This window comes from Mesosutterella multiformis (assembly GCF_003402575.1).
Taxonomy (GTDB): Bacteria; Pseudomonadota; Gammaproteobacteria; order Burkholderiales; family Burkholderiaceae_F; genus Mesosutterella; species Mesosutterella multiformis.
Window position 1 is genome coordinate 296,058 of the sequence record NZ_BGZJ01000002.1, and the last position, 15,241, is coordinate 311,298.

At 52.8% G+C, this 15,241-nt stretch carries 11 protein-coding genes; 4 read left to right on the forward strand and 7 right to left on the reverse strand.

The features are described 5' to 3' along the window. Window positions 1-109: 109 nt before the first annotated feature. From M4NBBH2_RS10015 to M4NBBH2_RS10035, 5 genes are all read right to left on the reverse strand, one after another. Window positions 110-2,512, reverse strand: coding sequence for an aconitate hydratase (locus M4NBBH2_RS10015; protein WP_116270841.1), 2,403 nt, complete (start codon window positions 2,510-2,512; stop codon window positions 110-112). Window positions 2,513-2,737: 225 nt separating this feature from the next. Further along, window positions 2,738-3,757: a hypothetical protein gene (locus tag M4NBBH2_RS10020; RefSeq protein WP_170135148.1), complete on the reverse strand. Its 1,020-nt coding sequence runs from the start codon at window positions 3,755-3,757 to the stop codon at window positions 2,738-2,740. 666 nt (window positions 3,758-4,423) lie between these two features. Next, window positions 4,424-4,633 (reverse strand): hypothetical protein, encoded by a 210-nt coding sequence (locus tag M4NBBH2_RS11820; RefSeq protein WP_170135149.1) that lies wholly within the window; start codon window positions 4,631-4,633, stop codon window positions 4,424-4,426. A 333-nt stretch (window positions 4,634-4,966) separates the two neighbouring features. Continuing rightward, window positions 4,967-5,335 carry a LysR family transcriptional regulator substrate-binding protein gene (locus M4NBBH2_RS12380; RefSeq protein WP_370685648.1) on the reverse strand — a complete coding sequence of 123 codons (369 nt, stop codon included), beginning with the start codon at window positions 5,333-5,335 and terminating at the stop codon, window positions 4,967-4,969. Further along, window positions 5,307-6,554: an IS256 family transposase gene (locus M4NBBH2_RS10035; RefSeq protein WP_116269216.1), complete on the reverse strand. Its 1,248-nt coding sequence runs from the start codon at window positions 6,552-6,554 to the stop codon at window positions 5,307-5,309. The genes M4NBBH2_RS12380 and M4NBBH2_RS10035 overlap by 29 nt, the downstream gene beginning before the upstream one ends. Window positions 6,555-6,727: 173 nt before the next feature. Here M4NBBH2_RS10035 and M4NBBH2_RS10040 point away from each other — a divergent pair, with 173 nt between their 5' ends. Beyond that, complete coding sequence (locus M4NBBH2_RS10040) at window positions 6,728-7,516, forward strand: hypothetical protein (protein WP_370685645.1); 789 nt, start codon at window positions 6,728-6,730, stop codon at window positions 7,514-7,516. A 4-nt stretch (window positions 7,517-7,520) separates the two neighbouring features. Here M4NBBH2_RS10040 and M4NBBH2_RS10045 read toward each other — a convergent pair whose 3' ends face one another. Continuing rightward, entirely contained in the window at window positions 7,521-8,522 is a 1,002-nt protein-coding gene (locus M4NBBH2_RS10045) for an IS30 family transposase (protein WP_116269340.1), read from the reverse strand. Between the two features lie 229 nt (window positions 8,523-8,751). Between M4NBBH2_RS10045 and M4NBBH2_RS10050 the strand changes: the two genes are divergently transcribed. Next, window positions 8,752-9,951 carry a molybdopterin dinucleotide binding domain-containing protein gene (locus tag M4NBBH2_RS10050; RefSeq protein WP_116270846.1) on the forward strand — a complete coding sequence of 400 codons (1,200 nt, stop codon included), beginning with the start codon at window positions 8,752-8,754 and terminating at the stop codon, window positions 9,949-9,951. 142 nt (window positions 9,952-10,093) lie between these two features. Here M4NBBH2_RS10050 and M4NBBH2_RS10055 read toward each other — a convergent pair whose 3' ends face one another. Then, window positions 10,094-10,309, reverse strand: coding sequence for a hypothetical protein (locus M4NBBH2_RS10055; RefSeq protein WP_116270847.1), 216 nt, complete (start codon window positions 10,307-10,309; stop codon window positions 10,094-10,096). A gap of 106 nt (window positions 10,310-10,415) precedes the next feature. Here M4NBBH2_RS10055 and M4NBBH2_RS10060 point away from each other — a divergent pair, with 106 nt between their 5' ends. Together M4NBBH2_RS10060 and M4NBBH2_RS10065 are read left to right on the forward strand one after the other, a co-directional pair. Further along, entirely contained in the window at window positions 10,416-11,417 is a 1,002-nt protein-coding gene (locus M4NBBH2_RS10060) for an IS30 family transposase (protein WP_116269340.1), read from the forward strand. Between the two features lie 690 nt (window positions 11,418-12,107). Beyond that, the gene (locus M4NBBH2_RS10065) at window positions 12,108-15,164 is read left to right on the forward strand and encodes an autotransporter outer membrane beta-barrel domain-containing protein (RefSeq protein ID WP_116270848.1); all 3,057 of its coding nucleotides are present in this window, start codon (window positions 12,108-12,110) and stop codon (window positions 15,162-15,164) included. Window positions 15,165-15,241: the final 77 nt, after the last annotated feature.

Genomic DNA, 15,241 nt, shown 5'->3' on the forward strand with positions numbered 1-15,241 from the left:
CCAGGAATCTGAGGAAGAGCGTGAAAACGTCGTACGTTCAAACGAAGACCAAAGAGAGAATCGCCGCTCCCGGATCGGGAGGATCCAGGAGCGGGTACTGCAATTAAGCTCAGGCGTTCTTCGCCTTTGCCTGGTTCTGGGCGCGGAGCATGTTAAGCGACGACCCATAACGGAACCACTCGATCTGGCGATCGGTGTAGGTGTGGTTCACCTGGACGCGGTCCTGAGACCCATCCGCGTGACTGAGGATCACGGTGAGGGGCTTCCCGGGCTTGAAGTCCTTCATCCCAACCACCGAGATGCGGTCCTTCTCCTGCACCTTGTTCCAGTCATCCGGATTCGCGAAGGTGAGGGCGAGGATCCCCTGCTTCTTGAGGTTCGTCTCGTGAATTCGGGCGAAGCTCCGGGCGATGATCACCTGGACATTGAGGTAGCGAGGCTGCATGGCAGCCTGTTCGCGGGACGACCCTTCACCGTAGTTTTCGTCCGCCACGACGCAGGAGAACTGGTTCGCGGCCTTATAGCTCTTCGCGACCGAGCTCACCTTGTCGTACGTTCCGGTCTTCTGATTGAAGACGTGGTCGAGTTTCCCGGGCTGGAAGGCGTTATCGGCGACAGAAAGCGTGTTATCCGAAATCCGGGAGATGTTCCCGACGTAGTGAATCCATTTGCCGGCTGGCGAAATGTGGTCCGTCGTGCACTTACCCTTCACTTTGATGAGAAGCGGGAGCCCCTGGATATCCTTCCCGTTCCAGGCGGGGAATGGGTCGAGGAGCCGCAGACGGTCGTAGCTCGGGTCGATCTTGATCACCTTTGTCTTAAAGGTCGCCGTGTGGCAGCCCGTGCCGGCACGGGCAAAGCCCTTCGGCGGAAGCTCATTTCCGTGCGGGACTTCGAGCTTCACCGCCTTTCCGTCCTTCCCCGTCACGGTATCCGTCATCGGGTTGAAGGAAAGACGGCCGCCGAGCGCGTAAGCGACCGCGATATCAGGCGACACGAGGAACGCTTCAGTGAGCGGATTCCCGTCGTTACGCTTCCGGAAGTTGCGGTTGAAGCCGTGAACAATCGTGTTCTTACGCTTCGGGTTATTTTTGCGGTTCCACATGCCGACGCACGGGCCGCAGGCGTTCGCGAGCACCGTGACACCGAGCTTCTGGAAGACCTGCGTGAGACCGTCGCGGTCCATCGTGGCCTTCACGAGGTTGGAGCCAGGAGAGAGGAACATCGGGCACTTCACAGAAATCCCGTGATCGAGCGCCTGCTGCGCGATGGAGGCGGCGCGTGAAATGTCTTCATAAGACGAATTCGTGCAGGAACCGATCAGCACCGCTTCAATCTTGTCGGAGAGCCCCTTCTTCTTCACGTTCTCCTTCATTTCGGAGAGGTTCATGTCAGCGTCCGGTGAAAACGGCCCGGATACCTGGGGTTCAAGGGTCGAGAGGTCGATCGTGATCACCTGGTCATAGAATTTCGAGGGGTTCTCGTAGACCGCCTTATCGGCTCTGAGGTCGCCCGCGATCTTATTTGCCATCAGGACGATCTCTTCGCGGCCCGTCTTCCGGAGGTAATCCATCATGTGGGAGTCATAGGGAAAAACCGAGCTCGTCGCGCCGAGTTCCGCGCCCATGTTCGCGATCGTCGCTTTGCCGGTCGCGGAAAGAGTGTCGGTGCCCGGACCGAAGTATTCAATAATGGCGTTCGTGCCGCCTTTGACGGAGAGAATTCCGAGGAGCTTCAGGATGACGTCCTTCGGCGTGGACCACCCCTTCAGTTCCCCGGTGAGCTTCACGCCGATCACCTTCGGCACGGGGAGCTCCCATTCCACACCCGACATGCAGTCCACGGCGTCCGCGCCGCCGATACCGATCGCGATGCCGCCAAGCCCCGAGCCATTCGGCGTGTGGGAGTCGCACCCGACGATGAGGCAGCCCGGATACGCGTAGTTCTCCAGCGTTTCCTGATGAATAATGCCCGCGCCCGGTTCCCAGAAGTCGATACCGAGCTTATCACTCACGTCGCTCAGGAACTTGTAGGTCACGCGGTTATCGTAGTTTGAGACCTTCAGATCCTTGATCGCGCCCTCGCTCGCGAGCGTCAGGTGATCGCAGTGGATGGAGGAGGGGAGCTGCACCTTCGGGAACTCCGCGACGAGGAACTGCTGCATCGCGGACTGCGCGGTGAGGTCTTCCATCACGAGCTGATCCGGACGGAAATTCGCGAATTCGTGTCCGCGCTTGAAGTCCCTCGCATCCTCGATGTGATAGAGATGCGTGTAGAGGATCTTTTCAGAAAGCGTGAGCGGACGGTTGAACCCCTTCCGCACAGCGGCGAGCCGCGTCGGGAAATTCTTATAGAACGCGCGGATGTGCTCGATATTCCTGATCGGGTGCTGGACGTTGATGTCCTTCGTCGCTGCGGAAGCGACCGCGGACGCTGCGCCATTCACACTCACCGCGGCGGCGGTAAGACCTGAGGCTTTTAAGAGGCTGCGGCGTGAAACCGAAACGGGCATGGTCAAAATCTCCTTTTTTGGTTGTATGCGTACTGAGAGACCGCCGCGTTTTTCTTTGCGGCTCTCTATGTCTCTCGACGTAGTAAGTTTGGATTAGATCTTTGCCTAGGTAGCCCGGTCACATGTCAAAAAAATGACACTTGGGTGACACATAAATCCGAAGAACAGGCCCGTTTCTGCCCCTCGGAAAAAGGAAAAGCCCGCGGAATCAGCGGGCTTCGGAGATTATTTGTCAGCGGAAACTAACCGGATAGAACTGAGGATCTGGTCTCTCAGCATCTGGTACTTGTTACCCGCCCGCTTCGCTGCCTCGGGATCGCGTGACGCCACATAAAATTCCACATCCACGTACTGCGATCCATCCTGATAGATCGCTGAAGTGGTGTGCGTGTAGAAAGGCGTATTGTCTCTCGCAAATTTTCCGTCCCACTCGAGAAGGATCACCGGTGTCCGATCGAAGATCACGACCTTCGAAGGGCCCTTCTTAACGAGCTCGCTTTCAAGCGGTCCGAACCGCTTCCCGATTTCCGGCGTCCCTTCGATGGCCTTCAGGTTCCGGTAAATAAAATCGGCAGGGTTGTACTCATCGTCGACAGGCCGCCTCGCGCCGATCGAGACGACGACGTCCTCATCATTCTTCGTCCAGTAGCCAAGATGCCCCGGAAAACTCGTCGGCGTTTCTTCCCAGGAATCCGGGATCAGGATTCGGAATTTTTTCTCACCCGCGGTATTCCGAAGCGGATATTTGATTTCGTGCGCTGTCCGATGGAACGCGAACTCTTCTTCCGGGTAGGCCGAGAAGGCGGCATCCGATAGTGTCCGGCGGACCCGGTTTTCCTTCTCAGTCGGACTCTTGGACACCAGGCTGTAGTGCAGCACCACGGCTTTGGCCTGGATCGCGTCCCGGAATCGGAGATTCTTGTCCGACGCTCCGAGCGTTTCCGCGGTGAGCTTCGCGATATCCGCCCGACTGAGACCGAAGTGTCCCAGATGCGTGATCAGCGCGTTTTCCGCGTCCGGATAGATGAGATTCCAGGTGAGACGCGAGGTATCAACCACGCCCAGCACCCCAACGTCGTTCCCGAATTGCTTCTCCGCCGCCGCGAGCACCTGCTGCCGCTGATAGACATAGGCATACGCTTCTGTCAGATTCATCAGGTCGTTCTGGGTCATGCCGTGAGCCGACACCCCTTGGCTCATAAGAGCCGTAACAGCGGAGCAGAGAGCCAATGCGATTTTCTTCATAGCAAGATAAGAGGGGATCAGGAAACACAGTTCCGGGCCCACTTCAGTTTGAGTTATGAAAACATCATACTGCTATCAACGTTAAACAGCGCTATAGATCGCCAGAAACCCGAGATCCTGGCGAGTTCCAGACGATTCCCATAACGGTCTTTTTGATCAACCGTAATGCCGTATTCTTTCTCTTTGGAAGGGCTGACCGCAGGGATACTTGATTTCGATATATCGATTTCAAGATGATTTTTTCATGGCTTCAGTCGCTACTTGATTTCGGTATATCGAAATCAAGATGAAATTTTCATCGAAATGGAGGAAAAACAGAGGCCGGAAACCTCAAAATGGACTTTTTAAGTCCCAAAGTCGGTACCGGCAGCCTCGAAATTACCGAAAAACGCCGCTCGGAACTGTCTCTTGATTTCAGTATGAGAGAATCAAGAGCGATCTCTCCGCGTCAGGGTAGGGGAGACCACAGAAAAGCACCGTAATTTCCGGAATCGGACGCTTAAAACTTGCCTGATTTTCTCACGACTGCCTAACAAATAAGCAAAAAATGCCGAAAAACCCGGTGAAATACCTTTTACGGTCTCAAACTTGATTTCCGTATAAGAAAATCAAAAAGAGGGGTTAAGAAGCGATTCTGACCTCAAAAAAGACCTACAAAAAGTCACTTCAAGAGTCAAAAGAGGGAGAAAAAGTACGCTGAGAGTTCCGCTTCAGCGTTTCCGACGTTCGAGCCCCGCAGCCCGCCCCAATGTCGGGTTCAGAACGGGCCGTTTTGCCTTCCACCGCCCTGAGATGCACAGCTTCCAGCGACTCTCTTCCCTGGTAAAAACCGCCCCAAAAGTCTCCGTTTTCCTCGGAAAATACCATTTTTTCCATAAAACTTGATATCGGTATATGAAAATCAAGTGAGGTATTCAAAAGGGAGACGGGTGACGAGGCAGGCGCTTTCAAGGCAAAAATAAACGGACCCGCGCAGGAGAGAGAGCTCGCGGGTCCGTCGGAGAGCAACCAAAGGAGAGAAAAGCCCGCTGCTCATCCGGTGGAGAGAGTCCGGATCTGGCAGCGGTAAATGTAAAAACACCTAGTTCTGGGAGCGGCGCACCTATCAAGCCGCTGTTGCTTCCCGGAACAGAGTTAAGGATACGAATCCGAGTACGTAAGTAGTTGAACTTAGATTAAACATTAGTTCAGTTATAGATAAAGGTTTTTCTAGTTTGAACAGGATGTGCAACCGGAATAATCCTTTGTATCTTTTATCAAATTATTGATGAAAATCTGAGATGCTTTAGAAAGATACCGTTCCTTGCTCCAGGCAACAACGACAGGATTTTCAGGCAGCTCTTCAGAAAGATCGAAATAATAAGGGCGACATTCTGCTGTACACGTACAGTATGCGAGTTCTTCTGGAACCAGCGAGCAGCCGAGGCCATGAGATACCACGTCATGAACGATATTGATCGATTCGGACTGCAGAATAACCTTGGGTTCAACACCATATTTCTGGCAACAGGCGAGGGTGTGTAATTTTTTGTGGGCGGCTCGTTCAAGGTTAATCGATGTAGGGGGTGATTCGGTCACCAAATAGCACAACCAATTCTCTCATAGCGGCACTCCAGTATGGAGAAGGCCGCACCCATCTTTTCTCTACTTTCCGGATTGCCAGAAAGAGAAGTTTCAAAGCAGCCGTTTCAGTAGGGAAAGCAGCTCGGGTCTTAATTACTTTTCTTAGATCCCGATTAAGGCTCTCTATGGCATTGGTTGTATAAATAAGTCTGCGGATATTTGGGGAAAAATCAAAGAAGGGGATCACCTTATCCCAGGAATCGATCCACTGTTTGGCGATGTAAGGGTATCTGAGCCCCAGTTCCGACTGTGCAAAAGCGTCCAGTTCCTTCCGCGCATCAGCCGCGTTTACGGCCCGGTAAATGGGCTTCAGCGCGCCGGCTACGGCCTTGTAATCCTTATATCCGACGAATTTCAGACTGTTCCTGATCAGGTGAACAATGCAGGTCTGCAGCAGAGTGTTGGGAAAGGCAGCTTCAAGCGCCTCCTTCATTCCCTTGAGTCCGTCTGTGACAGCAATCAGAATATCAGACACCCCCCTGTTTTTGAGTTCAGTGAAGACCTTAAGCCAATATTTTGCGCTTTCGTTATCAGCGACCCACATCCCCAAAACTTCCTTGCGGCCCTGGGCGTTTACGCCCAAGGCAAGATGGACCGCTTTCGGGGTAACAATGCCATTATCACCTCGGATTTTGACTCGAATAGAGTCAAAGAAAACAGTTGTATAAAACGGATCCAGAGGACGGTTCTGCCATTTTTCAACCTCAGGAAGGATGGCGTCCGTAACATCGCTGATAAATTCGGCACTGGTCTCCATACCGTATTCATCATAGAGAAAGCCTTGAATTTCCCGGGTTGAGAGCCCTCTGGCGTACAAGGCCAGAACCTTGTCCTCAAACCCCGCCAGCTGGCGTTTATGCTTAGGAACGACCCTCGGCTCAAACTCTCCCTTGCGGTCTCTGGGTACGTCAATACGGATATTTCCAAGGCTGGACGATTTGAGGGTTTTCGAACTATGCCCGTTACGCTCATTTTCGGTGACACGTTTACCGCCTCTTTCGTAACCGAGATGATTGGTCATTTCACCGTCAAGCATTTGAGTCAGCAGCCGACCGAGCATATGGGCCATAAGATTTTCCGCATCCTCTGCGGTATTAATCTCAAGCCCGGATTTCTTGGCGTTTTCTAAAATCTGTCCTGCAACACTATCCAAGGGGTCTGTCTTTCGTTTCATTTGAGGCTCCTCCAAGAGCAATTATCTCAGAGTCACCCACAAAATTTTCCTCACCCTCGAATGCGGAATTTATTCTGTTTATTGGTACGGCACCAGGACAGGCTGGGAACCCGTTTAAGAGAACAGCTGAACTGGTTGCAAAAGGAAGATCAACCCAAAAACTCTCATACGTAGTGGTTGATCCGGTAATGACCAATGCGGCCAATGCAGCAAGCGGGGCAAATGCTAATTGGATTCCCATTTATCCGGGTACCGATGGCGCGCTGGTTATGGGCATGATCCAATGGATGATCAGCCAAAAGAGGATAAATAGCGAGTTTCTTAGCTGTCCGAACATTGGCGTTGCAAAAAGGCTGGGATTCCCCTCATTTTCGAGCGCATCGTGGCTTGTCGTAATTGACGAAAAACATAAAAAGTACGGTAAATACGTCAGAGCATCAGACCTTGGTCTTGATGGAGGAAAGGACGCTTCTGTTGTTGTGATGGAAGACGGTAGTCTGCAATCCACAGATCAAGCATCAGGTCCAGCGCTTATCGATATATCAAAAGAGATCACCATCGGCGAAGAGAAGGTACACGTTAAATCGGCTTTCCGTCTACTTAAGGAAGAAAGTTTCAGCAGTTCAATACACGAATACTCAGCAGCATGCGGGGTGCCGGCCGAACAAATTGCTAAGCTTGCTCAGGAATTTACGTCACACGGTGTTAAGTCAAGCGCTATAGCTCATGGCGGCATGATGTCAGGCAGCGGCTTTCTTAATGCTTTCTCCGTAATCACGCTTAACGTTCTGATTGGTAACTTGAATTGCCGCGGTGGATTTGTTATGAATGGAGGGGGATTTAAGGATGCTGGGAAAGGCCCCAGGTATGACCTTGATAGTTTTGATGGCCAGATAAAGCCAAAAGGCATTCCCTTTGGAAGAAATGTTCCTTATACAAAGACATCGGAATTTAAATGGTGAATTATCAAATCAAGTGCAAAGTTACTGAATAAAAGACTTCAGCCGGACACTTCCAATTGAGACGTTTTCTGGGTCTGAAATTCAGAGCATTGAACCGTTTCTGAACTTCTGCCTGAGAAATTTTATCGATACTCATTCCTTTTGGGAAAAAGTCTCTAAGAAGTCCGTTTGTATTTTCATTACTTCCTTTCTCCCATGGATGATGAGGCAAGCAGAAATACACTTTGGTTCTGAGATCTTTCTCCAGTTTTTCAGCCCAGGAAAATTCTTTTCCGCGATCTACGGTAATCGTACGCAGATCCTTATCTGACAGAGATTTCTCAATTACGGCAGACACATCGGCCGCAGTCTTGGAAGCGGTTTTCCCGCCACAGAGAAAGCCGGACTTCCTATCGACCAGAGTCGTGAGGCAGGCTCCGCCCTTTTTTCCGATGACGGTATCGCCTTCCCAATCCCCCAGGCGAGATCTGTTCTGAGCTTCCAGGGGTCGCTCTTCAATGCTGTGAGTGATCTGGATCTTTCCTCGCCTCTCGGTCATGCCTTTACGGTGACGCGTTTTACCGTGGTGTCGCAGGTGTCGGGACATCTTTCGGCCATCCACAAAGCGATCCAGAAAGCCAGAATTGATTCCTCGGTAGATTGTCGTGGCGCTGATCCTTAGATTCGGCAGCTCCTTTCTGAGACGGTATTGAATCTGCTCCGGAGACCAGAATTTCTTAACCAGCAGATTTGAGACAATCCTTGTCAGCAACGAGTCAGACTTCAGAATGTTTCTCTTTCCGCAATGCTTTCTCTGTCTCTGATATCGGGCCTGCGCGGCACAGGGATCATAGGCAGCTGAAGCCCCATCCTGGGCCGATACAGCCTTGTTTCGCTTCAGTTCGCGGGAGATCGTAGAAACATTTTTCCCAATCGCACATGCAATTTCAGACAGGGATTTGCCTGAAATCGTTAAAGCCGAAATAAATACTCTGTCCCGAAGAGTAAGATGATGATAGTGGCTCATGAGCTCCCTCTATAGTTATCTTGACAATCTCTATTATGGAAGCTTTATGGGCCACTATTCTTTTCTCAGGCTTTGCACTTGAAGTGATAATTCGCCATCCAAAAAAGCCCTTGGCAAACCCTATCCAGCATCAGATCTTTGGTTCCCTAACGCTCCAGGTCTAGGAACGGAATGGTTTGCCTCGCTTTCAAGTCAATATCCGTATCCATTGAAGGCGCTCATTCTGTGGATGTGTAATCCAGTTTACGGAATGCCCGGATCCCGAAAAATTGCCGAATCGATACTGGCAGACCCTCATAAGCTTCCTTTGATCGTTTCAATTGATTGTTTCATCAATGAATCCAATGCATTTGCTGATTACATTGTTCCTGATTCCCACATGTATGAAACTTGGGGGTGGGTAGCCCCTTGGAATGGTGTGCCTACCAAAACCAGTGCGGCGCGATGGCCTGTCGTTGAACCAAGAACAAGCAAAACAGAAAATGGCGAACATATCTGCATGGAAACCTTCATTCTCGGGTTAGCCAAGGAAATGAATTTGCCAGGATTTGGTCCAAACGCTATTAAGGATCAAGCGGGCATGCGCTATCCGCTTGAAACTCCAGAGGATTGGTATTTCAGGGGAGGAGCCAATATCGCTTTTACCGGGAAAAAACCAACGGAGGAAGCAACAGATGACGACCTATCCATCACTGGTGTTGAAAGGCTTGTGCCGAAACTGAAGTCGGTTCTTAAAGCCGATGAATGGAAAAGGGTGGCAAATCTGTATGCCCACGGCGGTCGCTTCGAAAATCACTCCGATGCCTACGATCCAGATAATCGTGCCTGGATGAGACACCGTTTTGATCTGCCACAGCTTATCTGGAACGAAAACGTAGGCAGTACGCGAAACACGCTTTCCGGAAAATTTGAAGTAGGGTGCGCGGCATGGCGGGAACCATCGTTCGGGAATGGAAAACCCATGCGGTCAATTTATCCCGTTACCCAATGGCCGTTCCTGCTGATGAGTTTTAAATCGACCATTCACAGTAGCTACAGCCTCGACTCCTCTCTATCCTCATTGCAAGAAGAGAATCCTGTTCTTTTAAATCCGCGGGATGCTCAACGTTTAAAGATCAAACAAGGAGATAGGGTCAAAATTTCGACTCCTGCCGGATCAATTAATTCCGCGGTTTTGATTGACCCAGGAGTCAAAAGCGGTGTCCTGGCAATCGAGCATGGATTTGGGCATAGAGATTTAGGAGCCCGAACGATAATAATTAACGGTACGAAAATACCCGGGAATCCGCACGCTCGGCACGGGGTCAACCTTAATGAAATTGGTCTGACAGATCCAACCCGTAAGGGAACGACCTTATGGGTCAATTCTGTTTCAGGGGCATGTGTGAGAAACGGTATCCCTGCAAAGATCGAAGTACAGAAAGTTTGACCCAGATAAGAAAGAGGCCGCATCTATTTCTAGTTGCGGCCTCTCCTTTTTGTCATCCGGCTCCGTCTCCGTGAGGCCGGTGCTTCCTTCCTCGCGACCGTGCAGAGATTACAGGGGGACGGCCGGGTTGGAGGAACAGTTTCTAGGCGTGATCGAGCGCGAGTTCGTCCGGGACCTCATGGTCCGACGCGAAAAAGCGGTAGATCGCCTGTTCGACAGAGTGTTCACAGTACTTCTTCAGGCCGCGGGGTCCGCGGGAAGGAGAAGTTCTGTTCGGAAGCTCCGGGAGCGGGCGGTAGTCGCCCGCAGCCATCCGATAAAACTCCATCTCAAGCCGGAGGTTATTTTTTGTTTTCATTTTTATGACAGGCGAATTATCACTTCAAGTGCAAAGCCTGAGAAAAGAATAGTGGCCCATAAAGCTTCCATAATAGAGATTGTCAAGATAACTATAGAGGGAGCTCATGAGCCACTATCATCATCTTACTCTTCGGGACAGAGTATTTATTTCGGCTTTAACGATTTCAGGCAAATCCCTGTCTGAAATTGCATGTGCGATTGGGAAAAATGTTTCTACGATCTCCCGCGAACTGAAGCGAAACAAGGCTGTATCGGCCCAGGATGGGGCTTCAGCTGCCTATGATCCCTGTGCCGCGCAGGCCCGATATCAGAGACAGAGAAAGCATTGCGGAAAGAGAAACATTCTGAAGTCTGACTCGTTGCTGACAAGGATTGTCTCAAATCTGCTGGTTAAGAAATTCTGGTCTCCGGAGCAGATTCAATACCGTCTCAGAAAGGAGCTGCCGAATCTAAGGATCAGCGCCACGACAATCTACCGAGGAATCAATTCTGGCTTTCTGGATCGCTTTGTGGATGGCCGAAAGATGTCCCGACACCTGCGACACCACGGTAAAACGCGTCACCGTAAAGGCATGACCGAGAGGCGAGGAAAGATCCAGATCACTCACAGCATTGAAGAGCGACCCCTGGAAGCTCAGAACAGATCTCGCCTGGGGGATTGGGAAGGCGATACCGTCATCGGAAAAAAGGGCGGAGCCTGCCTCACGACTCTGGTCGATAGGAAGTCCGGCTTTCTCTGTGGCGGGAAAACCGCTTCCAAGACTGCGGCCGATGTGTCTGCCGTAATTGAGAAATCTCTGTCAGATAAGGATCTGCGTACGATTACCGTAGATCGCGGAAAAGAATTTTCCTGGGCTGAAAAACTGGAGAAAGATCTCAGAACCAAAGTGTATTTCTGCTTGCCTCATCATCCATGGGAGAAAGGAAGTAATGAAAATACAAACGGACTTCTTAGAGACTTTTTCCCAAAAGGAATGAGTATCGATAAAATTTCTCAGGCAGAAGTTCAGAAACGGTTCAATGCTCTGAATTTCAGACCCAGAAAACGTCTCAATTGGAAGTGTCCGGCTGAAGTCTTTTATTCAGTAACTTTGCACTTGATTTGATAATTCACCCATCAAAAGCTTGTTCAAAGCATCGGGGGCAGTCTGCCACAGGTTTCTTAAATTTGCGAGACCTTTTGAGAGCGGGGCTTTTTTACGAGAACGATAAAAAAAGATACAGGGCTTTTTTCAATCGTTTAAATAGTTTGCCGTGATCAATCAACCTTTTGGGTAGTACTAGGTAGATATAGGTTGAGTCCTTTGCAAGTTATGCTGGATATTCAAAAAGAGAATAACGAAAAGCGTTTCACTGCCTCTTACAGGTGACGCGGCCTGAGGCGTTCGGAGGAGTCTCGAACGACCGAAAACTGATCCTATCCTTCGTCAGAATCTGACAGCTTTCTCGGGTTTCCTGCCCTTATTTGTCAACCTGAAATAGTTAACCGAAATTAACTCATCCATTTTTGAAATTACGGAAAAGTCATTAGTTCTCTGATTTCCCTGTTGCCGGAAGGCAACAGAATTCTGTATTTATTTGCGAAATCGGAAGCGACACGAAATAATGAGTAAAGATTCCATAATTACCGTAATCCTTACTTCGGTCCATCTGTCAACTTGAAGAACAGCCAAAAATAAACAGGTGAGGCGAAAAAGTCAGAATCCATCCCTCTCAGCAATTCCCCTTGAAGGGCAGTTTCTGACCCGAGGTGAGTCTTTAATCCGGCTGAACACACTATTGGACGAGTATTCACCATGAAGCAGAGAAAAACCTATGCCCTGAAGGGGACGAAGGCAGCCGCCGCGGTTGCCGCGGCGCTTTTCACACTGGGAAGCGCGGCGCACGCGGCTACCTATACGCAGATCGGCACAACGCTTGATGCCGCCGGGACTGACGCGGTCGTGTCATACACCGATCAGACGGATCCCGCTTCGGTTGGATCCCTTGCGCCGGTTGAGGCAGGATCAGACACGGACGCCGCGACAGGCATCACGCTGACCCTTAACTCCCTCACGGTCACGAATACCGTGTCGGCCGCGAGCACAGGGATCAGCCCGTATGGCATTTCGTCCGCGAACGACCTCACCGGGACCGCGACTGGCACGGCGACGGGAGGCGTTCACCTCGCGGTGACGGGGGATGTGAGTGTCACGACGGTCGGGAATTCGCTTGTCACGGGGTCAAACAACAATATTGACGGCACGATCGGCGGGAATCTGACCGTGCGTTCGACTGAAGGGGGCGCCGCGATCCTCGGGAGCGCCGGAACGACGGATCGGTACGTGTACCGGGGCGTCGACCTCACGCTTTCAGGCGGCACCGCGTCGATCACCGCCGATAAGGGCTACGGCATTGAGACGAATGCCGCTTCAGCGATCGTCCAGATCGCCGGGGCCGGGAGCACGACGGTCACATCAAACAGCACTTTCGCGATCCTCGCGGACAGCGGCAGCGTGAATCTTTATGGTACGGGGGAAGACCACGACGGCGGCACAGTGGCGGTTGAGAGTCTTCAATCCGCCGCAGCGGCAATCATGTCGGATTCGGATGGCACTGTCACAATTGACGCTGGCAGCGTGACCGTGAAAGACACCGCCGCTTCGTCCGCCGCGATTGAAGTCACCGGTCACGGGTTGGTTAGCCTGAAAGCGAACGATGCTTCGGGCACCGGAGTTCAGGTGCTCAATAATTCCGACTCTCCGACGATTTACGCGGCGAGCGAGGGCAGTGTGGTTATTCGGGCGGACAGCGCCCCGATTCAGGTAATCAACCAATCCGGCGGCCAGGTGATTCTCTCTGATAACGCCGATCCTTCGACCGGTGTCACGATTAACGGAGATCTGACCGCGTCAAGCGTTCAGGTGGTTGGGAACGTGACAGCCACCAATGATTCCCGCGTCGCCATTCACGAAAGCGGAACCGGTTCCTACCTGAAAGCGAATAAGATCACGGCATCCGATAGCTGGGTATACCTGGTGCTGACGGGAGACGCCGCGTACACGTCGCAGACCGGCGGCACGTCAGAAGTCTCGGTGGACGGAACAGGAGGCCGTTTCCTCCTTCAGGAGCAGGATTCGGCGTCGAGCCTCGCAGATATCAGCCAGACTTCGGGAGCAGGTACCATAGTGATGCTCTCCGACACGTCGACCCTCACTGGGAACGTGACCGAGTCAGGCTCGGGGACCCAGCTGCAGGCTAACTTCGGGACCGGCACCGCGTGGACTGGCGACCTCTCGGCGTCGGACGGCGCCTTGGCGACTGTGACGCTCGCCGGCACCTGGACCGGCTCCTCCACGCTTTCAGGCGGCACCGCGGATCTCATGTTCACGGACCCCGCGGGTATCTGGAACCTCACCGGAAACTCTGAACTCACGAGCCTCACGCAGGACGCCGGCACTGTGAATTTCCCGAAACCCGTGTCCGCGTCGGCTTTCACCGGCACGACGCTCACGATTGACGGGGACTATTCAGCGGACGGGGGCACCGTGAACATGAATACCGTGCTCGATGGCGACAATTCCGCGCACGATCTGCTTCTCGTGAAGGGGAGCGCCACAGGCACCGCGACCCTCATCTTCAATAAAGTCTCGGGGTCCGGGGCTCAGACGGTCACCGGGATCAAAGTGGTGGAAGTGGACGGGGAGTCAGACGCGGTGTTCACGAAACCGGACTCGAACCGGCTTTCCGCCGGCGCTTATCTCTACGCGCTTAAGAAAGTCGGGAGCAACTGGTACCTCACGAGCGAACGGGACCCGGACGCTCCGGATCCAGTCGTACCGGATACGCCGGATCAGCCGGACATTCAGCCGACTGACCCCACGGATCCCACGACACATATCGTGAAGCCGGAACTCGGAAGCTACGCCGCGAACCTGATCGCCTCAAACACGCTTTTCACAATGTCACTCGCGGATCGGCTTGGCGAAACCCGGTACTCGGACGCCTTGAAGTCTCAGAAGCATTCGGAGAACATCTGGATCCGGACGGCGGGCGGGAGATCCCATTCCCGCATGATGGATGATCAGCTCACGAACCGCGGCACGTGGGGTCTCGTGCAGGTTGGGGGCGATGTCGTCTCCTGGCCTGGGTCCGGCGACCACCGCTTCCACGCCGGTCTCATGATGGGGTACGCCCACCAAAGCGAAAAGACCCGGTCAACGGATATCGGAGAGACGTCTAAAGGAAAGGTGTCCGGTTACTCCGCCGGCCTCTACGCGACGTACATGAACGCCGCCCCGGCCGGCACCGGGCCGTATGCCGACACGTGGCTCCTCTGGCAGAGATTCAAGAACAAGGTGGATCCGAGTAACGCCGTAGAAGAGTCGTACGATTCGAAAGGCTTTACGGCGAGCCTTGAAGCCGGATACACATTTGGCCTCAAAGATTGGGTGAGCAGCGATGGCACGCGGAACGCCGCGCGCCTCCGGCTTGAAGCCCAGGTGATCCGCATGGGCGTGAGAGCGGATCAGCACGTGGATGCCGAGAACTACACGGTGTCCGGCACCGGGGCCGGGAACGTCCGGACCCGCGTGGGTGCGACGGTCTATCACCTCTTCACAAACGACAAAACCGGCCGCGCGATCAAACCGTTCCTCAGCCTCAACTGGTACCACGACACGAAATCCTTTGGCGTCACCTACGCCGGGGTCCATGACCAGGCGGAAGGGAACCGGAACTTCGACGAAGTGAAGCTTGGGGTCGAAGGAAAGCTTTCGAAGCACGTGAACCTCTGGGGTGCTGCCGCGTACCAGCAGGGGAAGCAGGGCTTCCGGAACGTCGGGGCCTTTGTCGGAGCCAAGGTGCTCTTCTAGCCGTGACGCCTGAGGCCGGGGATACCGCCCGGTCTCACCGCCATCCGGTTAACCGCCGCGGGAGTCACAGCCTTCCC